At 70.8% G+C, this 24,788-nt stretch carries 21 protein-coding genes, 3 tRNA genes and 2 pseudogenes; 14 read left to right on the top strand and 12 right to left on the bottom strand.

Annotated features, from left to right (window positions below; translation table 11 throughout):
- Nucleotides 1–37 precede the first annotated feature (37 nt).
- The 4 genes and pseudogenes from ACQPZW_RS41635 to ACQPZW_RS41620 form a co-directional block, all read right to left on the bottom strand.
- Nucleotides 38–757 (bottom strand): annotated as a pseudogene (locus ACQPZW_RS41635) (tetratricopeptide repeat protein); the annotation flags it as partial.
- 578 nt (nucleotides 758–1,335) lie between these two features.
- Complete coding sequence (locus tag ACQPZW_RS41630) at nucleotides 1,336–2,853, bottom strand: BTAD domain-containing putative transcriptional regulator (protein ID WP_433791540.1); 1,518 nt, start codon at nucleotides 2,851–2,853, stop codon at nucleotides 1,336–1,338.
- A gap of 158 nt (nucleotides 2,854–3,011) precedes the next feature.
- Nucleotides 3,012–5,300, bottom strand: coding sequence for a putative bifunctional diguanylate cyclase/phosphodiesterase (locus ACQPZW_RS41625; protein WP_433791539.1), 2,289 nt, complete (start codon nucleotides 5,298–5,300; stop codon nucleotides 3,012–3,014).
- A gap of 89 nt (nucleotides 5,301–5,389) precedes the next feature.
- Nucleotides 5,390–5,947 (bottom strand): hypothetical protein, encoded by a 558-nt coding sequence (locus ACQPZW_RS41620; RefSeq protein WP_433791538.1) that lies wholly within the window; start codon nucleotides 5,945–5,947, stop codon nucleotides 5,390–5,392.
- 258 nt (nucleotides 5,948–6,205) lie between these two features.
- Between ACQPZW_RS41620 and ACQPZW_RS41615 the strand changes: the two genes are divergently transcribed.
- The 4 genes from ACQPZW_RS41615 (at nucleotide 6,206) to ACQPZW_RS41600 (ending at nucleotide 6,760) form a co-directional block, all read left to right on the top strand.
- Nucleotides 6,206–6,400 (top strand): hypothetical protein, encoded by a 195-nt coding sequence (locus ACQPZW_RS41615; protein ID WP_433791537.1) that lies wholly within the window; start codon nucleotides 6,206–6,208, stop codon nucleotides 6,398–6,400.
- 94 nt (nucleotides 6,401–6,494) lie between these two features.
- A tRNA-Gly gene (locus ACQPZW_RS41610) sits at nucleotides 6,495–6,566 on the top strand.
- A 38-nt stretch (nucleotides 6,567–6,604) separates the two neighbouring features.
- A tRNA-Cys gene (locus tag ACQPZW_RS41605) sits at nucleotides 6,605–6,675 on the top strand.
- A gap of 13 nt (nucleotides 6,676–6,688) precedes the next feature.
- Nucleotides 6,689–6,760: transfer RNA gene (locus ACQPZW_RS41600), tRNA-Val, on the top strand.
- Between the two features lie 197 nt (nucleotides 6,761–6,957).
- On the opposite strand, the gene ACQPZW_RS41595 is transcribed toward ACQPZW_RS41600, so the two are convergent.
- From ACQPZW_RS41595 to ACQPZW_RS41570, 6 genes are all read right to left on the bottom strand, one after another.
- Nucleotides 6,958–7,503 (bottom strand): phospholipase, encoded by a 546-nt coding sequence (locus ACQPZW_RS41595; RefSeq protein ID WP_433791536.1) that lies wholly within the window; start codon nucleotides 7,501–7,503, stop codon nucleotides 6,958–6,960.
- A 157-nt stretch (nucleotides 7,504–7,660) separates the two neighbouring features.
- Entirely contained in the window at nucleotides 7,661–8,113 is a 453-nt protein-coding gene (locus tag ACQPZW_RS41590) for a SitI3 family protein (RefSeq protein WP_433791535.1), read from the bottom strand.
- Between the two features lie 11 nt (nucleotides 8,114–8,124).
- Nucleotides 8,125–8,568, bottom strand: a complete 444-nt coding sequence (locus ACQPZW_RS41585) for a hypothetical protein (RefSeq protein WP_433797772.1) — start codon at nucleotides 8,566–8,568, stop codon at nucleotides 8,125–8,127.
- A gap of 257 nt (nucleotides 8,569–8,825) precedes the next feature.
- Nucleotides 8,826–9,518 carry a WXG100 family type VII secretion target gene (locus ACQPZW_RS41580; RefSeq protein ID WP_433791534.1) on the bottom strand — a complete coding sequence of 231 codons (693 nt, stop codon included), beginning with the start codon at nucleotides 9,516–9,518 and terminating at the stop codon, nucleotides 8,826–8,828.
- A gap of 113 nt (nucleotides 9,519–9,631) precedes the next feature.
- The gene (locus ACQPZW_RS41575; protein ID WP_433791533.1) at nucleotides 9,632–9,943 is read right to left on the bottom strand and encodes a type VII secretion target; all 312 of its coding nucleotides are present in this window, start codon (nucleotides 9,941–9,943) and stop codon (nucleotides 9,632–9,634) included.
- A complete protein-coding gene (locus ACQPZW_RS41570) occupies nucleotides 9,936–10,319 on the bottom strand; it encodes a YbaB/EbfC family nucleoid-associated protein (protein ID WP_433791532.1) in 384 nt (127 codons plus the stop codon). The genes ACQPZW_RS41575 and ACQPZW_RS41570 overlap by 8 nt, the downstream gene beginning before the upstream one ends.
- A 266-nt stretch (nucleotides 10,320–10,585) precedes the next feature.
- Here ACQPZW_RS41570 and ACQPZW_RS41565 point away from each other — a divergent pair, with 266 nt between their 5' ends.
- Nucleotides 10,586–10,837 (top strand): FAD/NAD(P)-binding protein, encoded by a 252-nt coding sequence (locus tag ACQPZW_RS41565; protein ID WP_433797770.1) that lies wholly within the window; start codon nucleotides 10,586–10,588, stop codon nucleotides 10,835–10,837.
- Nucleotides 10,750–11,937 carry an FAD-dependent oxidoreductase gene (locus ACQPZW_RS41560; protein WP_433797769.1) on the top strand — a complete coding sequence of 396 codons (1,188 nt, stop codon included), beginning with the start codon at nucleotides 10,750–10,752 and terminating at the stop codon, nucleotides 11,935–11,937. Before ACQPZW_RS41565 ends, ACQPZW_RS41560 begins: the two co-directional genes overlap by 88 nt.
- Nucleotides 11,938–11,988: 51 nt before the next feature.
- On the opposite strand, the gene ACQPZW_RS41555 is transcribed toward ACQPZW_RS41560, so the two are convergent.
- Nucleotides 11,989–15,000: an EAL domain-containing protein gene (locus tag ACQPZW_RS41555; RefSeq protein WP_433791531.1), complete on the bottom strand. Its 3,012-nt coding sequence runs from the start codon at nucleotides 14,998–15,000 to the stop codon at nucleotides 11,989–11,991.
- A gap of 162 nt (nucleotides 15,001–15,162) precedes the next feature.
- Here ACQPZW_RS41555 and ACQPZW_RS41550 point away from each other — a divergent pair, with 162 nt between their 5' ends.
- Nucleotides 15,163–16,785, top strand: a complete 1,623-nt coding sequence (locus tag ACQPZW_RS41550) for a chitinase (RefSeq protein ID WP_433791530.1) — start codon at nucleotides 15,163–15,165, stop codon at nucleotides 16,783–16,785.
- Between the two features lie 40 nt (nucleotides 16,786–16,825).
- Here the strand turns inward: ACQPZW_RS41550 and ACQPZW_RS41545 are convergent.
- Nucleotides 16,826–18,693: pseudogene (locus ACQPZW_RS41545) on the bottom strand (acyl-CoA dehydrogenase family protein).
- A 149-nt stretch (nucleotides 18,694–18,842) separates the two neighbouring features.
- Here ACQPZW_RS41545 and ACQPZW_RS41540 point away from each other — a divergent pair.
- The 7 genes from ACQPZW_RS41540 (at nucleotide 18,843) to ACQPZW_RS41510 (ending at nucleotide 24,543) form a co-directional block, all read left to right on the top strand.
- On the top strand, nucleotides 18,843–19,541 hold the full coding sequence (locus ACQPZW_RS41540) for a carbonic anhydrase (protein ID WP_433791529.1): 699 nt from the start codon (nucleotides 18,843–18,845) through the stop codon (nucleotides 19,539–19,541).
- A gap of 184 nt (nucleotides 19,542–19,725) precedes the next feature.
- A complete protein-coding gene (locus tag ACQPZW_RS41535; protein ID WP_433797767.1) occupies nucleotides 19,726–20,577 on the top strand; it encodes a S1C family serine protease in 852 nt (283 codons plus the stop codon).
- A 21-nt stretch (nucleotides 20,578–20,598) separates the two neighbouring features.
- Nucleotides 20,599–21,591 carry an AAA family ATPase gene (locus ACQPZW_RS41530; protein WP_433791528.1) on the top strand — a complete coding sequence of 331 codons (993 nt, stop codon included), beginning with the start codon at nucleotides 20,599–20,601 and terminating at the stop codon, nucleotides 21,589–21,591.
- Nucleotides 21,592–22,476, top strand: a complete 885-nt coding sequence (locus ACQPZW_RS41525; RefSeq protein ID WP_433791527.1) for a DUF58 domain-containing protein — start codon at nucleotides 21,592–21,594, stop codon at nucleotides 22,474–22,476.
- Nucleotides 22,473–23,240 carry a VWA domain-containing protein gene (locus ACQPZW_RS41520; RefSeq protein WP_433791526.1) on the top strand — a complete coding sequence of 256 codons (768 nt, stop codon included), beginning with the start codon at nucleotides 22,473–22,475 and terminating at the stop codon, nucleotides 23,238–23,240. The genes ACQPZW_RS41525 and ACQPZW_RS41520 overlap by 4 nt, the downstream gene beginning before the upstream one ends.
- Nucleotides 23,195–23,443, top strand: coding sequence for a hypothetical protein (locus ACQPZW_RS41515; RefSeq protein WP_433791525.1), 249 nt, complete (start codon nucleotides 23,195–23,197; stop codon nucleotides 23,441–23,443). The genes ACQPZW_RS41520 and ACQPZW_RS41515 overlap by 46 nt, the downstream gene beginning before the upstream one ends.
- Nucleotides 23,443–24,543 (top strand): VWA domain-containing protein, encoded by a 1,101-nt coding sequence (locus ACQPZW_RS41510; RefSeq protein WP_433791524.1) that lies wholly within the window; start codon nucleotides 23,443–23,445, stop codon nucleotides 24,541–24,543. Before ACQPZW_RS41515 ends, ACQPZW_RS41510 begins: the two co-directional genes overlap by 1 nt.
- Nucleotides 24,544–24,788 lie beyond the last annotated feature (245 nt).

Raw genomic sequence — 24,788 nt, 5'->3', positions numbered from 1 at the left:
CGGCCGCGCAGCGGACGGCACCCAGATCGCGCAGGGTGCGCGCCCGGCTGAGATCCATGCCGATGTCGCGCCACTGCGCCGACGCCGACTCCAGCAGCTCCGCCGCCTCGGACAGCCGCCCGGCGGCCAGGTGCAGCTCGCCCAGGGTCCGGGTGACCAGCGCGGTGCCGTGCCCGTCGCGCCGGCCGGTGGTGGCGGCCAGGGCGACCCGCAGCGGCTCCAGCCCCCGGTCCGGATCGCCCTGCCGGATCCAGACCTTGGCCAGCGCCTGCGCGGTGTACGCCGCGAGATGCGTCTCGCCGATCCCGGTGGCGATGGTGTGCGCCGCCGAGCAGAGCTCCTCGGCCTCGTCGAGCTCGCCGCGCGCCCGGTGCACCAGGCCCATGCCGCGGATCGCGATCAGCTCCCCGCGCCGGTGGCCGATCCGGCGGTAACGGGCCAGCGCCGACGCCAGATGGTCCATCGCGACCTCGTCGTCGCCCAGCTCCCGGTGCGCGAACCCGAGGCTGTAGTAGGCGTGCGCCACCCCGGCGTCGTCGCCGAGCCGGTCCAGCACCTCCAGCGCCCGGTTGATCTGCGGCAGGGCGGTCGCGTGCTCGCCCAGCTCACGGCTGACCGTGCCGAGCCCGTTCAGAGCCACCGCCTGCCCGCGGTCGTGACCGGCCGCCTCGAACAGCTCCGCGGCGCGGGAGAAGTGCGACCGCGACTCCGCGAACCGGTCCTGGGCGTACCGCAGCTGGCCGATGCCGCACTCCATCGCCGCCTCGGCCAGCCGGTCACCGCAACGGCGGGCCGCCGCGCTCGCCGCGGTGTGCGTGCGCTCCCAGCCGTCGAAGTTGTTGCGCGCCGCGAACGACGCGAAGACCAGCGCGTCGGCGAGACCACAGGCCGGCGCCACCAGGTCCAGGGCGGCGGCCCGCTCGACCGCGGCGATCAGCGCCGGCTCCTCGTCGTCGAACCAGCGCCGCAGGTCGACCCGGTCGACGGTGTCCGCCCAGCCGGCGGGCGGCTCGGGAAGCTCCGGATGGTGCAGTCGCGGGGTGGCCACCGGCAGCTGCTGTGCCAGGTGCTCCACCAGCCTCAGCAGCGCCGACACCGCCGCGGTGACGGTCTCCCGGACCGGGTCGGCCCGGGCCAGCTCCGCGGCGTAGAGCCGGACCAGGTCGTGCATCCGGTACCGGGTGATCGGCCCGTCCGACCCCACCACGTCCAGCAGGCGGGCGTCGGTGATCTCCTCGACCAGGTCGTCGGCCTCGTCCAGCCCGGTCCCCAGCAGCGCCGCCACCGTGATCGCGGTCAACGCCGGCGGATCGAGGCAGCCCAGCGCCCGGAACGTCAGCTGTGCCCGGGGCTCAGCCCGCGATAGCCGACGGCCAGGCCGGCCCGCACCTCCAGGTCGTCGACGGCCAGCTCGTCGAGCCGCCGCCGCTCGTCGTCGAGCCGGTCGGCGAGCTGGCCCACCGACCAGTGCGGGCGGGCGGCGAGGCGGGCCGCGGCGACCCGTACCGCGAGCGGCAGCCGCGCGCACAGACCGATCAGCCGGTCCGTCTGCCGTGGATCCGACTCGGCGCGATCCCTGCCGATGACCCGCGTCAGCAGCGCCCGCGCCTCGCCGGCGGTCATCGTGCTCAGCTCCACGCGGTGCGTCGCGGCCACCGTGACCAGCCGGTTGCGGCTGGTCACGAGCAGCGCCGAACCGGTGTCACCGGGCATGAACGGGTGGATCTGCCGTGCCCCGACGGCGTCGTCGACGACCACCAGCACCCGGCGGCCGGCCAGCTCGGCACGGTATCGGGCCTCACGCTCGCGCAGGTCGGAGCTGCCCTGCGCGTTCGCGTCGGTGACACCGAGCATGCGCAGCAGCCGGCTCAGCGCCTCGGCCGGCTCGAGCGGGTCCGCGCCGCCCACGTTGAGGAAGAGCAGCCCGTCCGGGTAGTGCTCACGGACGGCGTGCGCCACATGCACCGCGAACGCGGTCTTCCCGGCGCCGCCCTGCCCGGAGACGACCACGACAGGGCTCGCCGGGGAGGTGCGCAGGGCCTCGACGGTGGCGGACACCGAATGGTCGAAACCGGTGTAGTCGGGCAGGTCCGGCGGCAACAGGAACGGCCGCGTCCCGCGCACCACCTCGGCCGGCTCGCGCAACACGCTGGTGTGCGCTTCACGCAACAACGGGCCCGGCTCGGCGCCGAGGTCATCGACGATCCGGTTGCGGGAGCGGGCGAAGAGATCAAGAGCTTCGGAGGTACGCCCGGAGGCGTGCAGCGCGCGCATCATCGCCGCGATCAGCGGCTCGCAGAGCGGGTCCCGGGCCAGCGCCACCGCCAGCCGGTCCGCGGCCTCGGCATGCCGCCCCCGGGCGATCGCGGTGAGCGCCCAGTCGGCCAGCGCACCCAGCCGGTGCTGGTCGAGGCTCTCCCGGGTGCGCTGCGCCCACTCCCCGGGCAGGCCGGCCAGGGCGTCGCCGCGCCAGAGCCCGAGCGCCTCCTCCAGCGCGGCGAGCCGCTCCTCCGGCCCCGCGCTCCGTGCCGTCTCGAGCAGATGCCGGAAGCGGAACAGGTCGACCGAGCTCTCCGGGACCTGCAGGGTGTAGCCGCCCGACCAGCGGACGAGGGTGACGCCGGTGCTGTCCTTGACCACCCGGCGCAGCCTCGCCACGTAGCCGTAGAGTGCGCCGCGCGCGTCGGCGGGCGGCTCGTCACCCCAGAGCCGATCGATCAGGGCCTCGAACGTGACCGGGTGCCCGCCGTCGAACAGCAGGGCGGCGAGCAGGTGCCGCTGCTTGAGGGCGCCCAGCACGACGACCCGCTCCTCCTCGGCCGCCTCGACCGGCCCCAGAAGCCGGAACCGCACCACTCTCCCCTTCGGACACCGACAACGCGCCGGCTCAGCCTAGGGGTGAGAGTCGTCACCGTCCATGTCGATCCCATCAGGGGGCGTCAGCCCTGAGCAGCGCTGATCAGCCGGTCCGCCACATCGGCCAGGCGGGCGGCCAGGTCGGGCGGGGCCGTTCAGACCTCCGACAGCGCGGGAGCCCGGTCGATCCAGGCGGTCAGGTTGGCGGGCACGTCGGCCTTGCTGTAGAGCCACCCCTGCACCAGGTCACAACCCTGCTCGCGGAGCCAGTCGCGCTGGGCCTCGGTCTCCACGCCCTCCGCGACCACGCGGTGTCCCATCGCCCGGGTCATCGCCAGGACCGCCCGTACGATCGGCTCGTTGGCGCCGTTCTCGCCGACGTCCGAGACGAACGACCGGTCGATCTTGACGATCCCGACCGGCAGCCGGTGCAGGTAGCTCAGCGACGAGTAGCCGGTGCCGAAGTCGTCCACGCACAGGGTGACGCCCATCGCCCGCAGCGCGTCCAGGGTGAGCAGGGCCGTCTCCAGATCCTCCATCACACCCGACTCGGTGATCTCCAGCCACAGGGCGGACGGCGGCAGGCCGTGCTCGCGCAGCGCGTCGTCGACCAGCCGCACCAGCGAGCCGTCGCGCAGCTGGCGCACCGCGACGTTCACCGAGACGTGCAGGGGACGCGCGTTCGGCCCGCGCCGGGCGGTCCACTCGGCCAGCTGCCGGACCGACTCGCGCAGCAGCCACGACCCCATCTCCTCGATCATGCCGGTCTCCTCGGCGATCGGGATGAACTGCACCGGCGACACGAAGCCCAGCTCCGGCGAGTGCCAGCGCATGAGCGCCTCGAAGCCGTCCAGCTCGCCGGTGGCCAGGTCGATGATCGGCTGGAAGTGCGCGGCCAGCTCCCCACGCCCCATCGCGCCACGCAGGGCCTGCTCCATGCGGACCCGGTCCTGCACCTGATCACGCATCGAGGCGTCGAAGAGCGCGTACATGTTGCGGCCGTTGCTCTTGGCCCGGTACATCGACGTGTCCGCGTCACGAATCAGGTCCAGCGCGTGCACGTCGCCGCTGGACTTGGCCACCCCGATCGACACCGAGGTCACCACGTCGCCGATGGAGAGCGCGAACGGGCGGTTGAACTCGGCGATCAGCCGCTCGGCCAGCTGCTCGCCCAGCCTCTCGCTGGGCGGGCCGGCCAGCGCCACCACGAACTCGTCGCCGCCGATCCGGCTGACCACGTCCTCCGCGCGTACCTGCTGGGTGAGCCGCATGGCGACGGCTCGCAGCAGCTCGTCCCCGACCCGGTGGCCCCAGTTGTCGTTGATCATCTTGAAGCGGTCGAGGTCGAGGAAGAGCAGGCTGATCTCCAGCCGCTCCTCGGTGGCGCGGGCGGCCCACAGCGACACCGTCTCGGTGAGCAGCTCCCGGTTGGGCAGGTCGGTGAGCGTGTCGTGGGTGACCCGCCGCCGGCTGATCCGCTCGGCCCGGGCCCGCGAGTTGTTGGAGCGGATCACCCGGATCAGCACGGTCAGCACCAGCGACAGGCAGAGGACGGCCCGGAACACGTGGCTCATCGTGGTGCCCGACGGCATCAGCGCGGTCAGGCCGACCGGGAAGATCACCATGGCGCCGATCAGCGCGATCCGGCCGCGGCTCAGGTTATGGGCCACACTCTGCTGCGGCTCGGTGAGCGTGCGCATCGACGGGTGCAGCGACGCCCCGGTCAGCAGGACGAACATCAGCAGCAGGAAGGTGTCGACCAGCTGCTGCGGGACATCGACCCCCAGCGCCTCGCGCAGGCAGTAGAGCAGATCGCCGGTGAACAGCGCCGCACACGCGAGCACCATCGTCCACAGGGCAGGCTGGCGGGCGCCTCGGGACAGCATCAGCCGGGCGCCCAGCACCAGGATCGTCACGTCGAAGACCGGGAAGAGCGCGTTGACCAGCTGCGACCCGCTCATGTGGTCGGTGAGGTTCGGGGCGATCAGGAAGATCCAGGCGAGGAAGGCCGAGCTCAACCCCATCAGCAGCGCGTCGATCCGCGCCGAGTCGTCGTCATCTGCTCGCCGCTGCCGCAGCATGATCATGAAGCAGGAGCCGACCAGGATGTACGCCGGAACGGTGAGCAGATCGGGCAGGAGCTCCAGGGAGTCCGGCATCAGGCCCGCCTCCCGGACCACCCGCACCAGGCTGCTGACCACGAAGAACCAGGACGCGTGCCGGATGTGCCGCCACGGCTTCTCGTCGGCCGGCCGGTTCAGGTGCGGCCCACGGTGGATGGCCCACAGCCCCATCGCCAGGAGCAGCGCCATGATCGGCGAGGACAGCTGCTCCGGGCCGGCCAGCAGAGCGACGAGCAGCACCGAGCCCACGCCGAGGTGCAGGCGGTACTCGAGAACGGCCCGAGCGGCGGGTGCTGGGCCGGTGGCCTGGGCGTGGGTCATGCTCCTCTATCGGCCGGGCCGGGCCGGGGTTTATCGAAGTCGGCGATGATGACCCGGCTCACCTGCCGAGCCGGGCCGTCACCGTGAGCTCAGGTGCCGGTCGCGTCCTGCTGGGCGGCCCCCGGGTCCTGCTGGGCCGTTCCGGAATCCTGTTGGGTTGTGCCGGGGTCCTGTTGGGTTGTGCCGGAGTCCTGTTGGCCGCCGCCGGGCATGCCGCCGCCGCCGCGCATGCCGCCGCCGAAGCCGCCCGGGCCGCCCTGCTGCCCGGGCGTGCCGTCCTGCGTGGTGGCGGCCGGCGCCGAGCCGCCGCCGATCGCCGACATGATCCCGGCCGTGATGCCCGAACTGGCGATCGCGGTCACCAGGACGGCGGCGATCAGCACAGTCCTCGGGCTGCGCTTCGGCTTGCCCGGCGGCGTCTTCCCCGGGGTGGCCGGCGGGCCGTCCGCCTCCGCCCTCCCCATGATCCCGGTCTTCTCCGGCTCGGGACTCGCCGTCTCATCGGTCTTCCCGGCTCTGTCCGTCACATCCGCCGTTCCGGACTTCTCCGGGGCGGCGACGATCTCGGTGGCCCTGGTCGGCTCGTCGGCGTGCGCAGCCCAGGGGTCACGCGGGGTGTCGGTGCTCAGTTGGTCGTTCACTGTCATCGGTTGCTCCTCGGGAGGTCGGCGAAGACCATCGTGCGGAGCCGGTATATGCGGACTCTGTGCGCCGAGCAGGAAACCTCTGTCAACCCTGCGTGGTCGGAGAAGCGCTGATCGTGGCCGTACTCAGCTCGGTCGTCGCGGCGCCGGTTTCCGGCTGACCCGCCACTACCGGATCGGGTGGATCTCGTCCGACCGGCGGCCGGTATTGCGGGACGTGGCCGGCGTGCGAGATTGTCGCGCGTATTCGAGGAGGCACCCATGGAAGAAGCATTCGCGGCATACAGCGCCGGCCACGTCGACGGCACCGTCGGCACCCGGGACGGCCAGCGCGCCAATGACCCGGACACCGGTACGGACTACCGGATCGGCGTCGTCGACGGCAGCGTCGCCGCGTTCCAGGCCGAGCTGATCGCCGAGGTCCGCCGTCTGCTGGACTCGCCGGAGGGGGTCTGACCTGCGGCGTGACGCCTAAACCGGGGGGTGCTTTGGCATCTGGGCCTGGGCTCGGCTAAGGTTTCTTCCGTTGCCAGGGAAACCTGGGAGACAAGCGGAAGTGGCGCAGTGGTAGCGCATCACCTTGCCAAGGTGAGGGTCGCGGGTTCGAATCCCGTCTTCCGCTCGGAGAAGGCTGTTGCTGATCCTTGCATCGGCCGCCTCGGTGGAGTGGCCGAGAGGCGAGGCAACGGCCTGCAAAGCCGTGTACACGGGTTCAAATCCCGTCTCCACCTCGCTTTGTTGTGCGGGCGATTGGCGCAGCGGGAGCGCGCTTCCTTGACACGGAAGAGGTCACTGGTTCGATCCCAGTATCGCCCACAGGACAGCAAGGGCCGTGGTCTGCTCACCGCAGACCGCGGCCCTTTCGCTTTGGTGTCCTTCGTCATCGGCGTGCCGGTCCGGCCCATCTCCAGGCTTCGCCGGCCCGCCCGGCGTGACGACGGCGGATCCTCGCCGCGGGGACCGCGGCCTGAACGACCAGTCCGGGCCACGGTCCCCCTGCTTCACGAACCGGGTCAGAGCAGGGCAGCGGCCGCCTCCACGTCGGACTCGTCCACCGAGGCGAGCGAGCCGAAGATCGAGACAGCCTGGTAGTACGTCCACGCCAGGCTCAGGCAGGCCGGACGGACCACCGTCGAGTAGCCGGCGCACTTGCGTTTCAGGTCGGCGTAGAAGGCCGAGTCGACGAGGCTCTTGTTCGTGTCGGTGAAAGCGCCCGCCGCCTTGTAGTTGCGGTAGCCGAAGTCGTGGCGGTGGCAGGACAGCGTGAAATCGAAGCCGAGCGGCTTGTCGGGGCTCGCCGAGCAGAAGTCGGTGCTCCAGTCGAAGCCGTAGGCGGCCCAGTCGGCCTGGTTCTTACGGGCGGCGTTCCAGGCGTTGGAGGACGAGGCGGACGTCTGCGTGAACGAGCTGAGCACCGCCATCTTCTCGGCGGTCGACACGGCGTGGGCGGGGCCGGCCGAGCCGAGGACGACGGCGAGGGAGAGGAACGCGGCCAGGACGATCCGAAGCGGTCTGACGTGGGCGGAGGCGGTAGTCGCAACCGGTGGTGTCGCGGACATCGGGGCTCCTTCGCGAACGGCCCCCTCTGAAGAGCGGGCTGCCGGTGGGCGCCCGGGCTACCGATCGGTAACCCGAACGATCACTAAGTCTGGAGCCTCAAACCGGGCGCAAGCCCAGCATCAGATTGCCGTTTCCCGTCCCCCGCGCAAACAGGCGCTACCCGTCGATCACGTCATCGGCGGCCGGGAAATGGTCCCACCACGTGGCACGGCGATGTTTGGTGAGGGTGCCTTCGAGTCGAGTGAAGATCAGGAAGTCGCCGTCCAGGACGAGGACCGCATCCTCATCACCACTGTCCAGGAGTCGCCGAATGATCGTCAGCATGTTTGCGATGCTCCAATCTAATTCGGCCGATTTATCCAGGTAAAAGGTGACTGTCACGTTGGCGCCCGGCTCGAGTTCCCACACGCCATCGTCTGACTCGGCGGCGATGTAGCCGACTTCCCTGCTCAGAATCGAAACATTGAATCCATATCGATCCTGGAGTTCCGCTGAGCGCAGCAGGGCAGGGCTCCCGGTCGGCCGCTCGTCTTCTTTTGGTAGTGCTCGTTCGGCAACCTGCTCGGCGCTGCTGCCGCCGATGAGTATCAGGTCGTAAACAAGTGCCACGTGTCATGCTCTCAATCACTCGGCCGGGGCAGGCGGATCTGGACTATCTCACCACTCGGCAGGACCGCTTTGACTTCTTTGAGATCCTTGATCGGCCACTCGTCGAACTGCCTTTGAAGGGCTCCGAGGTCTCCACGCCAGAACATCAGATCCAACACCACGCGCTGAGTCTGCTCCTTGACGACTTTGTCTTCGGTCTGCCACCAGACTCCGCGTACTGGCTTGTCGGGTGTGGGCGAATAGCAGTCGAACACGCGGCCTTCGAGTAGGTAATCAGGATCCGTCGTAGGGCTGCCCACATCCCCGGTGTCCATCCGGGCCGCAGCAACCTCAGGTTTCGTAGGCCTCTGCTGGAGGCGATACCCCTCGTTGGCGAGGTGAGTCGCGGTTGCGTTCTCGCGCTCTGCAGAGCGCCGGTTGTCAGTCTTGTCGTCAGCATTGAGCTTCCGGCTGATCCTGACGGGGTGGCCGGTCGGCTTGCCGCCAGTGGTGCCGGTTGCCCGGGTGAAGAGGTGGTCGGGCTGGCCGCGAGCCATGTCTGAAGCTGTGCTGGGAGGAGCGGCTCGGCCCTGGTGGGCGGTGGCCATTGCGGCGGCCTCGTTGGAACGGACGCCGCCGCCCCCGGGAGGACCTCCGCCATGGGGGCGGGGGCCGGGGCCCGAAGGGCCGTTCGGGGTGTCGCCGCCGCTGTTGCCTCGGGGTCTCGGGGTCATCAGCCGTTGAGGAGGCGGGAGAGGTTGGTGAGGCTGGTGATCAGGGCGCTCGTGTAGGAGGCGATCCGGCCGGCCCATTTGGCTACCGCTGTCGCTATCTGGGCGGCGACCACCGGGATGGTGACGATCAGCAAGGCCTCGCCGGCCCAGATGATCACTCGGGCGACCAGGTCGGCTATCAGGTCGCGGACCAGGTCTCTGGTGAAGGTGACCAGGTTGCCGGCGGCCTGTGTGGCCGAGGACATGGTGGTGGCCAGGACGCCGAGGCCGTCGAGCACGTCGACGTTGTTGGCCATCAGGGTCTGGTAGGTGGCCGCGGCCTCGCCCTGCCAGTCGGGGACGCCGGTGGACAGGCAGCCCTGGAGGTCGGCGGCCATCGTGTGGAGTTCGCCGGCCATGTTGTGCCAGGTGGCGGCGTGGGCGGCGACCAGGTCGGGTAGGCCGGTGAGCTTGTCGAGGATCTCGCGTAGCGGCTCGAAATGCTCCAGCGCCCAGCCGAGGCCGTTGGCCAGGAGAGCGCTGAACGGGTCGATGACCGTGGCGACGGACTCGGCGGCGAACGCTCCACCGGCCAGGGCGCGGTCGGCCCAGCTGCCGCTCTCGACGGCCCGCAGCGCGCCCTGGAAACTCTCCGCCAGGGACGATCCGGTGGTGCCGCTGCGCGTCGAAGCGGTGGCGGCGATGAGGGTCATCGGCGGACCCCGCAAACGGCGGCGAGGGTCATCGGGCGGCCCCTCGGAGGGTGCGGGCTCGGAGGGTGCGGGCTCGGCGGATGCGGGCGGCGGTGAGGGTCATCGGGCGGCCCTCAGAGGGTGCCGGCTCGGCGGATGCGGTCGGCGGCGGCCGTGTCGGCGGCTGTGTAGTCCTGGCCGGTACGGATCAGTGCCTCTTGCGCTAGGCGGAGGTTCTCCTCGACGTACGAGAAAATGGTCTTCTGGGCCTCGTGCCGCTCCTGCAGGATGCCGGACATCCAACCGCACAGCAGGCCGTATGCCTCGTCGTTGCGGGTGATGGCCGCGCTCGCGGCCGTGACCGCGGCGAACCGGTCGCTGATCGCCGCGATCTTCGCCGCATGCTCGCGGATCTGCTCGACGTCGGCGGAGAAGCCGTCAGCCATGGTCGCCACCTCCGGCGCGGGAGTCGATCTGGGCGGTGATCGCGCGGGCGGCGGGGGAGTCGGCGCCCAGCGTCTCGGTGACGATCTCCCGGGCCTGGCCGGCGGCGGCGCGCCGGGCGGTGGCGGACGCGTCGAGGACGGCGCGGGCGACGGCGGCCGGTGGGAACCGGTGGATGCGGTCGGTGAAGCGGATGTCGAGGAGTGTGCCGGTGGAGTCGACGGTCACCTCGGTGAGGTCGTTGCCGTCGCGGGCGGTGGCGCGGACCGCGGCGATCCGGTCGGCGGTCGCACGGGCGTTGTCCGCGTTGCGTTCGACGCGGTCCTGCCAGTCGCGCAGGTAGGCCTGGGAGGCGTCGGGATCCAGCAGGTCGTCCATCGTCTCCCCGTGATGATATCTCCGGCGGAAGCGCCGAAGTCTATCCCGTTCCTGCAGGCCGGGACGAGGGAGCCGGGGGAGACCGGTCACACAGAAATAGGTGTTTTCCCAGCTCAGAGGCCTGCATAAGGGTGCCCTAAGTCCGTTTTAGGGGTTTTGTGGACGGGGGTCGCTTTGATCTGAACCTAGGTTGAGGTTTTACAGTCGCCCTGGCCTGCCGTCGATCTTGCCTGACGGAATCGAAGCGCGCGAGTTAGGAAGCGACCATGAACCGCCCCCTGCGAGTTGCCGTCATCGGAGCCGGTCCGGCCGGTATCTACGCCGCCGACCATCTGATCAAGGCATCGGAGACGGTCACCGTCGACATCTTCGACAAGCTGCCCACCCCCTACGGCCTCATTCGGTACGGTGTGGCGCCCGACCACCCCGGATCAAGGAGATCGTCAACGCCCTCTTCCGGGTCCTGGACAACCCCCGCATCCGGTTCGTCGGCAACGTCTCCTACGGCGTCGACGTGAAGCCGGAGGAGCTGAACCGCTTCTACGATGCCACGGTGATCTCCACCGGCGCCGAGAAGGACCGCTCGCTGGACATCCCGGGCATCGACCTGCAGGGCAGCTTCGGTGGCGCGGACTTCGCCTCCTGGTTCAACGGCCACCCGGACGTGCCGCGGGAGTGGCCGCTGGAGGCCCGTGAGGTCGCCGTCATCGGCGCCGGCAACGTGGCCATCGACGTGGCCCGGATCCTCGCCAAGACCGCCGACGAGCTGCTGGTCACCGAGATCCCGGACAACGTGTACCAGGCGCTCAAGGCCAGCCCGGTGACCGATGTGCACCTGTTCTCGCGACGTGGCCCGGGGCAGGTCAAGTTCACCCCGCAGGAGCTGCGCGAGCTGGACCACTCGCCGAACGTCGAGGTGATCGTCCACCCGGAGGGCATCGAGTTCGACGAGGCCAGCCTGGAGGCGATGCGCCAGACCCGGCACATCAAGATGTGTGTCGACATCCTGCAGAACTGGGCGGTCCGCGACCCGCGGGACCGGCCGCGCCGCCTGCACATGTACTTCCTGCAGGCGCCGGTCGAGGTGCTCGGCGAGGACGGCAGGGTCGTCGGCCTGCGCACCGAGACCCAGGAGCTGACCGGCGACGGCTGGGTGCGGGGCACCGGCGAGTTCACCGACTGGCCGGTCCAGGCCGTCTACCGCGCCGTCGGCTACCTCAGCAGCGCGCTGCCGGACCTGCCGTTCGACACCAGGACCGGCACCATCCCGCACGCCGCCGGCCGGGTCATCGACCTGGACGGCGAGCACGTCCCGGGCACCTACGTGGCCGGCTGGATCAAGCGGGGCCCGGTCGGCCTGATCGGCCACACCAAGGGCTGCTCCGGCGAGACCGTCGCCAGCCTCCTCGCGGACCAGGCGGAGGGCCGGCTGCCGGTCGCGCCCGAGGGCGACCCGGACGCCCCGATCGCCTACCTGGAGCAGCGCGGCCTGCCGATCACCACCTGGGCCGGCTGGCAGCTGCTGGACGCCCACGAGATCGCGCTCGGCGAGCCGCACGGCCGCAAGCGGATCAAGGTCGTCGACCGCGACGAGATGACCACCATCTCCCGCGGCTGACCCACCCGCACGGAAAGGGCCTCTCCCGCCGGGAGAGGCCCTTTCGCGTGGTCAGCGGGTGGCGGCGTCGGCCAGGGCCCGTTCCAGCGACACCGGCTTGCCCAGATGGAAACCCTGACCGAGGGGTACGCCGCAGGCGGCCAGCGCATCCCTCTGAGGCGCCGACTCGATCCCCTCGGCGATCACCGTGCAGCCGTTCTCCCGAGCGAACTCGACGAGCGACCGGATCGAGGCACGGCGGGCGCCCTCGGTCTCGACCCCGGCCAGCGAGTGGCGGCCCAGCTTGAGGAACGCCGGCTTCAGTGCCTCCATCCGGGCCAGGCTGTCGTAGCCGGCACCGGCGTCGTCGACCGCGATGCGTACCCCGGCCGGCAGGTCGGCGAAGTCCTCCGGGTCGGCGCCGTCGATCTCCAGGACGATCGGCCGGTCGCTCTCGGCGAGCAGCTGCTCCAGCTCACGGGGCCGCCGCAGCAGTCCGGCGGAGACGTTCACCGCGAGCCAGGTGCCCTCCGGCAGCGACGCCGCCGAGGCCATCGCGGCCCGGACCAGCGCGGCGTCCAGGTCGATGTGCCGGTTGTTCTCCTGCGCGTCGGCCAGGCCCTGGTGGGGGCTGCTGCCGTCGGCGAACCGGGTCAGCGCCTCGTAACCGGCCACCTCGCCCGACTCCAGCTCGAAGATCGGCTGGAAGACGGTGAAGAACGTGTAGTCCTCGAACGAGGTGGACACCTGCGGGGCACGGGCGGCACGGCGGCTGGCGGCGGCCTGTGACGCCCGGACCGCGACCAGGCCGGGGGAGTTGCCCTCGGCGCCGTAGTGCAGCACCGAGGCCCAGTCGCCGACCGCGCCGGCCATCGCGCGGCTCTCGCCGTGACCGGTGGTGGCCGGCGTCGTGGCCGGGGCGGAGCGGGGCTTCTTCGGCTGCACCGGGCGGTACAGCCAGCCCTTGAGGTGGGTGAGCAGGTCGACCACGGTGTTGCCGAGACCGACGAAGGCGATCATCGCGTAGGAGGCGAGGACCAGGTTGATCACCGCGAAGACCAGGTTGGCCCACTGGCTGAGCTGCACGTCACGGACCACCGTGTAGGCGCAGAGCGCGATCAGGGCGAGCGGGGCCAGCAGGTAGGTGGTCGCCGCCGTCGTCCGGTTACGGACCTTGGGCGTACGTTTGAACTGGCTCTTCTCGCCGGTGAGCAGCTGGAGGATGGAGGCGAAGCTGCCGGAGAGGTTGACCGGCAGCAGGATCAGGTTGAAACCGTAGATCCGGAAGATGTCCATGCGCTTGTAGCCGACGTACTTCAGGTCGGCCGCCATCATCATGAAATACGGCACGGACACCAGCAGCAGCACCGGGTTGAGCAGGTCGGCGTTGAACGGGTACGCCAGCATGATCACCAGGCAGATGGAGCTCCAGAAGATGGAGGCCATGTAGTTGACCCGGAGGAAGAGCTCGCCGAAGCGGTTCTTCTGCCCGCGCGCCGTCTTGGCCCGGAACTGGTCCTTGAGCCTCGACAGGATGAGCAGGCCGCCGTTGGCCCAGCGCTGCCGCTGGATGGCGAGCGAGCCGAAGTCCGGCGGGGTGGCGCTGTAGGCCATCCGCTCCGGGTAGTTGTAGAGCGTCCAGCCGTGCACGCCGAGGTCGATCGTCGACTCGGTGTCCTCGATGACCGTGCGGTCCTGGATGTACCGCTTGATCTCCCAGTCGCCCTCGTAGGCGGCCTCGCAGATGTCGTCGAGCGCCTTCTTGCGCAGCACCGCGTTCGCGCCGACCCAGAACGTCGCACCGTAGTGGGTCATGCCCTGGTGCACGATGTGCTGGATGTCGGTGGTGGCACCGGAGATCCGCTCCAGGCGGGTCGCCGCACCGGGGAACGCGCTGTACGGCGTCTGGGCCACCGCGCAGTGGGCGTAGGCGCCCTGCTCCATCAGGTGCACCAGCCGCAGCGCGTACTCCGGCAGCAGCACGCTGTCGGCGTCCAGGGTGAGCACGTAGTCCGGGTTCGGGATGGTCACCTCGGCCCGGCCGGCCCCGGCGGAGACCAGGGCGATCCCCATCGGGGTGCTCACCTCCTGGTAGCTGCCGCCCATCAGGCCGATGTAGCTGTTCAGGTTCATGGCCTTGTTCGGCTCCGGCGACAGCGACACGTACCGCTTGCGCTCGAAGCTCGTCACCGTCGCGTCGAAGATCGCCATCAACCGCTTGTAGAGCTGGACCATCCGCTCGACCGGCAGGACCGCCTCCTCGGCGGCACCGCGCTCCAGTGCCTCGGCGATCGTGCCGAGGTCACCGGCGAGCCGGTTGACGATGTGCTCGACGAAGAACGTGTCGGTGTGGTCGACCATCTCCTGGCGGTGGCCCAGGCCGTAGAGCCAGCCCACCGCGGACTGGTACTCCGCGGCGAGATCCCGCATGTCGGCGACGGTCGCGGTGCCGGACAGGCCGGTCTCGAAGCGGTCGTACGCCGCCTGCGCGCGAGTGAACGGCACGGACAGCTCGGCCTCGATCGCGCCGGGCAGGGCACGCGCCGAGAGCAGCAGGTCACGCGCGGCCCGGGTCTTCGGCTGCTGCGGGTCGTCGATGAGCAGCGTGACCCGCAGTCCCGGGTACTCCTGCAGCGCCGCCGACAGCAGCGTGGTCCGGATGACCCGCTCGTCCTCCTGGTAGGAGGGCACCAGCACGGTCACGGTCGGGGTCGGCCCGGCCAGGAACGGGTCCAGCGCGATCCGCGGCGCCCGGTGGTGGGCCCGGCTGCGGTAGAAGAACCCGATCCGCGTGATCAGGTAGGCCATCGCCGAGCCCATCAGCGCGGTGACCACCAGCATGTAGACGATCGCCTCGACGACCAGTTTCGGGCTGCTCGCCTTCCCGACGACGAACTGCTCGAACACCGTGTAGGCGATGTAGCAGGCCCAGACCACGATGGTCAGGACGATCGCGAGCCGGCCGCGGGCGATCCGGCCTTCGGAGACGGGCGGCGGGATCAGCGGATGGGGAGCCGTTCGCCGGTCCGCGCCCCACTGTCGTGGGGTGTCGAGCCGGTGCTGGTCCACCGGTGTGCGCTGCATGTGGGATGGCCTCTCACTGGGGATGGGACGCCGGTCCCGGCGTGTTCCGCCGGTGCCCGTCGACCGGCATCATCGGCCGGTCCGCTGGGTCGCTTGAAGGTTTCCGCCCGGTTGCCTTCAGCACGGGTCGGGGCTGCCGATTCGAGAAACCGACGACGATCCGTGAACGAGAGGGCAGCCATGCAGACCGCCACCCCGCAGTTGGTGCGGCCGGAACCGGACGACCCGCTCGCCGACCCGGACTGGCAGGAGCCCGACGGCCCGGTCCAGAGACTGTCCTGGTTGCGGCTGAGCTTCCTGATCCTGGTGATCGCCGGGCTCGGTGCCGGTGGCACGGCCGCGGTGATCCACTACCGGGACACCGCCGGCCCGGCCGCCAAGTCGTGGGCGGTGCCGTACGTCGACGTGACGCTCACTCCGACGTTCGAGTTCCAGGACCCGGCCGTGAACCCGGCCAACGACGTGGCTCTCGCGTTCGTGGTCGCCGACCCGAAGGACGGGTGCGCGCCCAGCTGGGGTGGCGCCTACACGCCGGACGAGGCGGCCGCGTCACTGGAGCTGGACCGCCGGATCGAGCAGCTGCGGGCGGCCGGCGGCGACATCATGCTCAGTGTCGGCGGCCTGACCAACACCGAACTGGCGGTGGCCTGCACCGACCAGGCGCGGCTGACCGACGCGTACCGGCAGTTGGTGCGCCGCTACCAGCTCGACACCCTCGACCTGGACGTCGAGGGCACCGCCGTCGCCGACAAGGCGTCCCTGCAGCGCCGCGCCCTGGCGCTGAAGACCCTGCAGGCCGAGCGGAAGGCGGCCGGCGGGAACCTGGACGTGTGGCTGACCCTGCCGGTCGCTCCGACCGGTCTCACCGTCGACGGCGTCGCCGCGGTGCGGGCCACCCTGGAGGGCGGGGTCGCGCTGCGCGGTGTCAACGGCATGATCATGGACTACGGCACCGGCGACACCAGCCCGGACATGCTGGAGCTCGGCAAGAGCGCGCTGGAGGCCACCCACAAGCAGCTGTCCGACCTCTACCTGCGGCTCGGCGTGCAGCTGACCGGGCCCGAGGTGTGGTCGCGGATCGGCGCCACCCCGATGATCGGCCAGAACGACATCGACGCCGAGCGGTTCACCGTCGCCGACGCGCAGGGGCTGGCCGCCTTCGCCGTCGACAACGGTCTCGGCCGGGTGTCGATGTGGTCGCTCAACCGGGATTCGCAGTGCACTGGCACCTTCACCAACGTGGTCGTGCACTCCAACACGTGCAGCGGTGTCTCCCAGGAGAAGCTGGCGTTCTCCAAGGTCTTCGCCGACCTGCCGGGCGCGATCGTGGGCGGCTCCGGCCGGGAGGCGGTGACCATCCCGGCGCAGTCGTCGGTCACCGACGACCCGGCCAAGAGCCCCTACCCGGTGTGGCGTCTCAGCGCCCAGTACGTGCGCGGCTACAAGGTCGTCTGGCACGGTGTCGTCTACGAGTCCAAGTGGGCCAACCAGGGCATCGACCCGTCGGCCGGCGGCGACTCCACCACGCCCACCCCGTGGTCGGTGATCGGCCCGGTGACCTCGACCGACGTGGCGCCGTCACCGAGCCCGACGGTCACCGGAGTGACCGACGAGTGGAACCCGGAGACGATCTACTCCCGCGGGCAGAAGGTGCTGTTCAACAACCTGCCGTACGAGGCCCGCTGGACCAGCACCGGCGACGCCCCGTCGACCGAGTTCCCGATCAGTCCCGACGACCCGTGGAAGCCGCTGTTCATCGTGCCGGGTGAGCCGGTCACCAGCTAGGAAGGGACGTCCCCGGGCCGTGTGGGCCCGGGGACGTTCGTCATCTCAGCCGCCGACGCACGTCCTCGGCGGTGCTCGCGCCCGGCGACCACGGGGCCACCCACGGCGCGTCCGAGGGCGGGGTGATCACCCCCTCCTCCAGGAACGCGTAGCGGCCGTCCAGCACCCGCTCGGCGGCCGTCACGTCCAGCCGGTCGGTGTTGTCCCACAGGGCGGCGAACCTCGCCTCGGCACGCAACCGGGCCTGTCGGCAGAACAGGTCGGCCAGCTCACGGCCCTCGGGGCGGTCGTCGCGCTCGGCGTGGGCGCGCACGCACACGGCCGACATGGCGAACAGCTCGGCGCCGATGTCCACGATCCGTCCCAGGAACGCCTGCCTGCGCTCCAGCTTTCCCTGCCAGCGGGACATCGCCAGGAACGTCGATCGGGCCAGCTTGCGTGACGTGCGCTCCACGTACCGCAGATGGGCCGCCAGGGGCCGAACTCGCCGTACCCCGCGGGATTCTGCCCCTGACCCACCGCGAGCGTCGGCAGCCACCGGGCGTAGAACGCTCCCGCCCGCGCCCCGGCGCGGGCCTTGCGTCCCAGGCCGGCCTCCGGGTCGATGATGTCGCCCGCCACCGCCAGGTGCGCGTCCACCGCCTCCCGGGCGATCAGCAGGTGCATGATCTCGGTCGAGCCCTCGAAGATCCGGTTGATCCGCAGGTCTCGCAGGATCTGCTCGGCCTCCGACGGCCGCTCGCCGCGGGCGGCCAGCGACTCGGCCGTCTCGTAGCCCCGGCCGCCGCGGATCTGCACCAGCTCGTCGGCCACCTGCCAGGCGATCTCGCTGGCGAACAGCTTGACCAGCGCCGCCTCGATCCGGATGTCGTTGCGCGCGTCGTCGGCGATCAGGCAGCACAGGTCCAGCATGGACTCCATGGCGTAGGTGGACGCCGCGATGAACGCGATCTTCTTGGCCACCGCCTCGTGCGAGCCGACCGGACGGCCCCACTGCACCCGGTCCGCCGACCACTCGCGGGCGATCGCCAGCGCCCGTTTGCCGGCGCCCACACACATCGCGGGCAGCGACAGCCGGCCGGTGTTCAGCGTGGTCAGCGCGATCCGCAGGCCCTTGCCGAGCCCGCCGATCACGTTCGCCTCCGGGACGAGCACGTCGTGGAAGCGGGTCACGCTGTTCTCCAGGCCGCGCAGCCCGAGGAACGCGTTGCGCTGCTCCACCGTGATGCCCGGCGAGTCGCCCTCGACCACGAACGCGGTGATGCCCTTCTCCGGGACGCGGGCCATCACCACGAGCAGGCTGGCGACCGTGCCGTTGGTGGCCCACAGCTTCACGCCGTTGAGTTTGAAGCCGCCCTCGACCGGCTCGGCCACGGTGCCCAGCCGGGCCGGGTCGGAGCCGACGTCCGGCTCGGTGAGCAGGAACGCGGACACCTCGCCGGCGGCCAGACGGGGCAGGAACGCCTTCTTCTGCTCGGGCGTACCGAACATCTTCAGCGGCTGCGGCACACCGATCGACTGGTGCGCGGAGAGCAGGGCGCCGACCGCGGCGTTCACCGAGCCGGTCATCGCCAGCGCCTGGCAGTAGTGCAGGTTGGACAGCCCCAGCCCGCCGTACTCCTGGTCGATCTTCATGCCGAACGCGCCGAGCTCGGCGAGGCCGTGGAACACCTCGTCGGGGATGCGCGCCTCCCGCTCGATGCGGGCGCCGTCCACCTCGGAGCGCAGATACTCCGCCAGGCGGTCGAGGAACTCCGGCCGTGGCGCCGGGGCCGGTCGTGGATGGATCAGGTCGAGCCGGAACCGGCCCAGGAAGAGCTCCTTGCCGAAGCTGGGCTGTCGCCACTCGGACTCGCGAGCGGCTTCAGCGGTCTGCCGTGCCTGTTTCTCCGAGACGTTCGCGCTCATCACATAGCCCTCCTTCCGGCCACGCTACGCACTCGCGTTATCGAGTGGTAGCCGTCGGTAGGCATTCGGTTGCGCCCCTTCGCCGCGGCCTCGCCGGGCCGAACTGTCGTGGCGTAAACCCGCTGACCCCGAAAGCTCAGGAGAGTCCATTGCTGCAGTCGAAGCTCAACCGCCGGTTCTTCCTCGGTGCCGGCGGTGCCGTTGCCGGATCGATCGCCCTGGGCGGTCTCGGATCCTCGGCCGTGCTGGCCGCGGAGTCGGGTGTGACCCCGGACAAGGTCCTCGCGGACCTGCTGGCCGGCAACAAGCGCTTCATCTCCGGCAAGGCCAAGCACCCACACCTGAGCCGCGAGCGGATCGGGCTCGTCGCGAAGGGCCAGCACCCGCTCGCGATCATCCTGAGCTGCGCCGACTCGCGGGTCGCCCCCGAGCTGCTCTTCGACCAGGGCGTCGGTGACCTGTTCGTGAACCGGGTGGCCGGCAACGCGGTGGACCCGCTGCTGCTCGGCAGCATGGAGTACGCCGCCGAGGAGTTCGTGCCGCCGCTGGTCATGGTCCTCGGTCATGAGCGGTGCGGCGCGGTCGCGGCCACCCAGGGCTGTGTGCGCTCCGGCGGCAGGGCTCCCGGCAACATCCAGACGATCGTCGACGCGCTCACCCCGATCGTCGGCCCGTACGCCAACGACCCCGACGCCGTCGAGAAGGGCGTCCAGGCCAACGTGAAGGCGCAGGCCGCGGCCGTTCTGGCGCAGAGCGCGATTTTCCGGGAGAAGGTGGAGGCCGGGCACATGAAGATCGTCGGCGCCCGTTACGACCTGGACTCGGGCAAGGTCACCGTTCTGTCCTGACGACTCCACGAAAACCACATACCTCGGGGGTGGCACCGTCATGGTGCCGCCCCCGAAATGCGATATGCCGGTTTTCTGAAGCTGTGGCGGATTTTGCGTCCCGGAAACCATCAGAACTCTCATGGCGGATTCCTAGGAAACGCTTCTAGGGTCGATGGATGCAGAGTCAGGCGGTCGCATCGTGATGACGGTGCTCCGCCCGGACGGGCCGGCCGCGCCGGAGCCTGTTCCGGAGGAGCCGAAGAGACGGTGGAACACTCCTGAGCTGCGCCGCAAGGTGCTCATCGGGGCGATCGTGGCCTGGGCCGTGACGATCACGGCGCTCGTGGCCGTCCGCGGTGGTGACGACGATCCGGCGCCCGCCGCGGCCCGCCCCTCAGCCTCGCCCTCGCCGTCCGAGGCGCCCCTCACCGTGGCCGAGATCTACCAGGCGCTCACTCCGTCGGTGGTCCTCATCCAGACCACCGGGCACGATGCGCAGAACCGCCTGGAGGCCGGCACCGGCACCGGCGTGATCGCCAACGCCGACGGCACGATCCTCACCGCTCTGCACGTCGTCGACGGCGCGGAGAGCATCCGGCTCACCTACGCCGACGGCACCAAGGCCACGGCCAAGGCGGCCGAGGAGGACCCGGCGCGGGACATCGCCACCCTGACCCCCGACAAGCTGCCGGAGACGCTGGTCCCGGCCGTTCTCGGCGGCGGCAGCGGGGTCGGCGACGACGTGGTGGCGATCGGCAACCCGCTCGGTCTGACCTTCAGCACCAGCAGCGGTGTGGTCTCCGGCTTGGAGCGGGTACTCAACCGGGACCGGGGCGAGGCCGACATCGAGGGCCTCATCCAGTTCGATGCGGCGGTCAACCCGGGCAACTCCGGCGGCCCGCTGATCAACGACCGCGGTCAGGTGGTCGGCATCGTGATCGCGCTGGCCAATCCGAGCGGCGCGGGCACCTTCATCGGCATCGGCTTCGCCGTCCCGATCGGCGCGGCCCTCGGCGGCACCGGTGAGGGCGACGGTCAGTCGCCTCCCCTCTGAGTTGATGAAAGAGACGGACACATGAGCTGGACCGACGCCCCGCCCGCCTCCGCCGGCCCGATCGAGAAGGTGCTCTACGAGGTCAAGAAGACCATCGTCGGCCAGGACAACCTGCTCGAGCGGCTGATCGTGGCGCTGCTGGCCCGCGGGCACATCCTGGTCGAGGGCGTGCCCGGCCTGGCCAAGACCCTCGCCGTCAAGTCGCTGGCCGAGGCGATCGGCGGTGACTTCCACCGGGTGCAGTTCACCCCCGACCTGGTGCCCGCCGACATCGTCGGCACCCGCGTCTACAACCAGAAGAGCGGCGAGTTCCAGGTGCAGCTCGGCCCGGTCTTCACCAACCTGCTGCTGGCCGACGAGATCAACCGGGCGCCGGCCAAGGTGCAGAGCGCGCTGCTGGAGACGATGCAGGAGCGGCAGGTCACCATCGGCCGGGAGACCCACAAGCTGCCGAGCCCGTTCCTGGTCATGGCCACTCAGAACCCGATCGAGAACGAGGGCGTCTATCCGCTGCCCGAGGCCCAGGTCGACCGTTTCATGATGAAGGTCGTCGTCGGGTACCCGAGTGTCACCGAGGAGTTCGTGGTCGTCGAGCGGGCTCTCGGACGGGCCGCGACCATCCAGAGGATCATCGACCCGGTCACCCTGGCCGGGCTGCAGGAGGAGGTCGACCGGGTCTACGTCGACCCGTCGCTCATCGAGTTCGCGGTGAACCTCGCCCACGCCACCCGCGACCCGGCCCGGATCGGCCTCACCGACATGGCCCGCTATGTGACCTTCGGGGCCAGCCCGCGATCGTCGATCAGCCTGGTGCTGGCCGGGCGGGCGCTGGCGTACATCCGCGGCCGGGAGTACGTGGTGCCCGAGGATCTCGGTGATCTCGCCCTCGACGTGCTGCGGCACCGGCTCGTGCTCTCCTACGAGGCGCTCTCCGACGAGATCACCGCCGACCTGATCATCTCCAAGATCCTGGCGAACCTGGCGTTCCCGGAGCCCGCGGGCCGGGGCCGCTAGATGACCACCGCCCCCGACCGGCTGCTGCGGCGCCTCGAGTGGAGACTCGGGCGCCGCCTCGACGGGCGCCTGCAGGGCTCCTATCGAACCGTGTGGCACGGCGCCGGGCTCGACTTCACCGACCTGCGGGCGTATACGCCGGAGGACGACGTCCGGCACATCGACTGGAACGTGACGGCCCGCCTCGACGAGCCGTTCGTCCGCCAGTACACCGAGGACCGGGAGATGACCGCCTGGATGGTGATCGACAGGTCGGCGTCGATGCGCTTCGGCGGGGGCGCGGGCAAGGAGTCGACGGCCTCCGATCTGGCGGTGGCGATCGCGCGGCTGATCTCCCAGGGTGGGAACCGGGTGGGGGCGATCCTGTTCGACAATCGGTCCCACCGGGTCATCCCGCCGCGGGCCGGGCGCGACCAGGTCCTGCGCATCGCGCGCGAAGCCACTGCCGACGTCACGAGGAAGTCGGACGAGACCACCGATCTGACCGCGATGCTGCGCCTGGCCGCGGCGACCACCGCCCGGCGACGCAGCCTGGTCTTCGTCATGTCCGACTTCATCGGCGACCCCGGCTGGGACCGCCCCCTGGCCCAGCTCACCCACCGCCACGAGGTCGTCGTCATCCGCGTCGTCGACCCGGCCGAGCTGGATCTCCCCGACCTCGGCCTGATCCTCGTCGAGGACGCCGAGACCGGTGAGCAACTGCTCGTCGACACCAGTGACCCGCTGCTGCGGGCCCGCCTCAACGAGCAGGTCGGGGCCCGCGAGGACGCCTTGGCCGCCGGCATGCGCAAGGCCGGCGTCGACGCCCACCGGATCACCACCGACCAGGACATGCTGACCGCCCTCGTCGACATGGTCCGCCGCTCCGGACGGAGACGCCGGTGACGTTCCTCTACCCGGCCGTCGTCGCCGTGGCCGTCCTGCTCGCCGCAGCCGCCACCGCCGGTTACGTGGCTCTGCAGAGACGACGGTCGGCGGCCCTGGCGGCAGCCGGCTTCAAGAGCCTGAACGGCGGAGGCGTCCGCAAGCACCTTCCGACCGCCCTGCTCCTGGCGGCTCTCCCGGTCATGCTGGTCGGCCTGGCCCGCCCGCAGGCCGAGGTCGCGGTGCCCAGGGTCGCCGGCACCGTCCTGCTCGCCTTCGACATCTCCAACAGCATGTCGGCCGCCGACGTCGCCCCGACCCGGCTCGGCGCCGCGCAGGAGGCCGCGAAGGCGTTCGTCGCCGACCAGCCCGACACCGTCGACGTCGGCGTCCTCGTCTTCGGCGACCAGGCGCTGCTCACCCAGGCCCCCAGCGACGACCACGCGGCCGCGATCGCCGCCATCGGGCGTGTCTCGCCCAGCGGCGGCACCTCGCTCGGTCAGGCCATCCTGGTCGCGCTCGGCACGATCACCGGCAAACCGGTCACCCTCCCGTCGCCGGAGGGGCCGCACCGAGCACACCCGACCTCGGCTACTGGCCGTCGGCCACGATCGTCGTCTTCTCCGACGGGGAGGAGACCGGCGGGCCCGACGTGCAGGCCGCCGCCGAGCTCGCCGCGGCCGCCGGCGTGCGGATCCAGACCGTCGGCGTCGGCACCGCCAAGGGCGCGACCGTCGAGGTGGACGGCTTCCAGCTGGGCACCGCCCTGGACGAGACGCTGCTGACCACGGTGGCGCAGGTGACCGGCGGTGCGTACCAGCAGGCCGGTGACGCCGCCGCGCTCGCCGACAGCACCCGCTCCATCGACCTGCGCCTGACCACCGAGAAGGAGCCGATCGAGCTGACCGCCCCGTTCGCGGCGGTCGCCCTCCTGCTCCTGACGCTCGGCGGGCTCCTGGGCCTCCGCTGGCACGGAAGGATCGTCTGATGTCGCTGAGCTGGCCCTGGGCGCTGGCCGCGGTCCTCGCGGTGCCGCTGCTGCTGCTCGCCCGCTGGTGGTTCAACCGGCGCCGCAAACGGACCGCGGTCACCGTGTCGAGCATCGCCCTGATCCGTGCCGCGCTGCCCGGCCGGACGGCGTGGCGCCGGCGTATCCCGGTCTACCTGTTCCTGGCCGGCCTGGTCGCGCTGGCCGGTGGCATCGCCCGGCCGCAGGCGTCGGTCGCGGTCCCGTCCAACGACACCACGATCCTGCTGGCCATCGACGTGTCCGGCTCGATGTGCAACACCGACATCGCCCCGAACCGGCTGGCCGTCGCCGTCGACGCGGCCCGCGAGTTCGTCGAGGCGCAGGAGGGCGACACGAAGATCGGCCTGGTCGCCTTCTCCGGGATCGCCGGCCTGCTGGTCCCGCCGACCACCGACAAGGACCCGCTGCTCGACGCGATCGGGACCCTGAAGACGGCCCGCGGCACCGCGATCGGGCAGGCCATCCTCACCTCGATCGACGCGATCGCCGAGATCAACCCCGACGTGGCCGCGACCGGCGTCGAGCTCAACGGGACCGTTCCGGACGGCACGGCCGTCGACTACGAGCCGGACACCATCGTGGTCCTCACCGACGGCTCGAACACCACGGGCGTCGACCCGGTCACCGCCGCCGAACAGGCCGCGGCCCGGCGGCTGCGCGTTTACACGATCGGGTTCGGCACCACCGAGCCGAAGCAGATGGTCTGCACCGCCGAGCAGGTCAGCGGCGATTCGGCGTTCACCGGCGGCGGATTCGGCGGTGGCGGGTTCGGCGGTGGTGGTGGCGGCGGGCGCGGCGGCGGCAACCGGGAGATCGACGAGGACGCGCTGACCGAGGTCGCCGACCTCACCGGCGGCCGCTACTTCAAGGCCCAGGACGCCGAGCAGCTCACCGACGTCCTCGGCGACCTGCCGCGCGAATTCGGCCTGACCAGGCAGAACGTCGAGGTCAGCGTCTGGTTCCTGCTGCTCGGCACGCTGCTGGTCAGCGCGGCCGTCGGCCTTTCCCTCTGGTGGAATCGCGGTCCGGCGATCCGTAAGCCGACAAACCCGGTGTAGTACGCCGTGGACGGCCCTCGACCACATCGGGGCCGTCCCCGGGCTACCCCGCGACGCAGGCGGCCGGTCCCGACCGATCGGCGGCCGCCGGGCTGATCCGGCGGCGCTTCTCACCGCTTGTCAACGGCCGGCTCCCAGGGCTGTCGAACAGCCCTGGGAGCCGGCCGGGTCTGGTGCGGTGACCGTGCGGGACGCATCAGCCCGGCGGGCGCGTTTCGGTCGGGACGGGCCGCCCGCGTCGCGGG

Source organism: Actinoplanes sp. CA-252034 (assembly GCF_050956125.1).
Classification (GTDB): domain Bacteria; phylum Actinomycetota; class Actinomycetes; order Mycobacteriales; family Micromonosporaceae; genus Actinoplanes.
Note: the sequence above shows the minus strand (reverse complement) of the source record. Positions and strands in the feature narration are given on the sequence as shown.

Excerpts from the sequence above, each read along its gene's own strand:
- ACQPZW_RS41510 (WP_433791524.1), top strand. The coding sequence starts at position 23,443 with ATGTCGCTGAGCTGGCCCTGGGCGCTGGCCGCGGTCCTCGCGGTGCCG.
- ACQPZW_RS41555 (WP_433791531.1), bottom strand. The coding sequence starts at position 15,000 with ATGCAGCGCACACCGGTGGACCAGCACCGGCTCGACACCCCACGACAG.
- ACQPZW_RS41535 (WP_433797767.1), top strand. The coding sequence starts at position 19,726 with ATGACGGTGCTCCGCCCGGACGGGCCGGCCGCGCCGGAGCCTGTTCCG.
- ACQPZW_RS41575 (WP_433791533.1), bottom strand. The coding sequence starts at position 9,943 with ATGGCTGACGGCTTCTCCGCCGACGTCGAGCAGATCCGCGAGCATGCG.
- ACQPZW_RS41625 (WP_433791539.1), bottom strand. The coding sequence starts at position 5,300 with ATGACCCACGCCCAGGCCACCGGCCCAGCACCCGCCGCTCGGGCCGTT.
- ACQPZW_RS41525 (WP_433791527.1), top strand. The coding sequence starts at position 21,592 with ATGACCACCGCCCCCGACCGGCTGCTGCGGCGCCTCGAGTGGAGACTC.
- ACQPZW_RS41620 (WP_433791538.1), bottom strand. The coding sequence starts at position 5,947 with ATGACAGTGAACGACCAACTGAGCACCGACACCCCGCGTGACCCCTGG.
- ACQPZW_RS41580 (WP_433791534.1), bottom strand. The coding sequence starts at position 9,518 with ATGACCCTCATCGCCGCCACCGCTTCGACGCGCAGCGGCACCACCGGA.
- ACQPZW_RS41530 (WP_433791528.1), top strand. The coding sequence starts at position 20,599 with ATGAGCTGGACCGACGCCCCGCCCGCCTCCGCCGGCCCGATCGAGAAG.
- ACQPZW_RS41570 (WP_433791532.1), bottom strand. The coding sequence starts at position 10,319 with ATGGACGACCTGCTGGATCCCGACGCCTCCCAGGCCTACCTGCGCGAC.
- ACQPZW_RS41615 (WP_433791537.1), top strand. The coding sequence starts at position 6,206 with ATGGAAGAAGCATTCGCGGCATACAGCGCCGGCCACGTCGACGGCACC.
- ACQPZW_RS41565 (WP_433797770.1), top strand. The coding sequence starts at position 10,586 with ATGAACCGCCCCCTGCGAGTTGCCGTCATCGGAGCCGGTCCGGCCGGT.
- ACQPZW_RS41595 (WP_433791536.1), bottom strand. The coding sequence starts at position 7,503 with ATGTCCGCGACACCACCGGTTGCGACTACCGCCTCCGCCCACGTCAGA.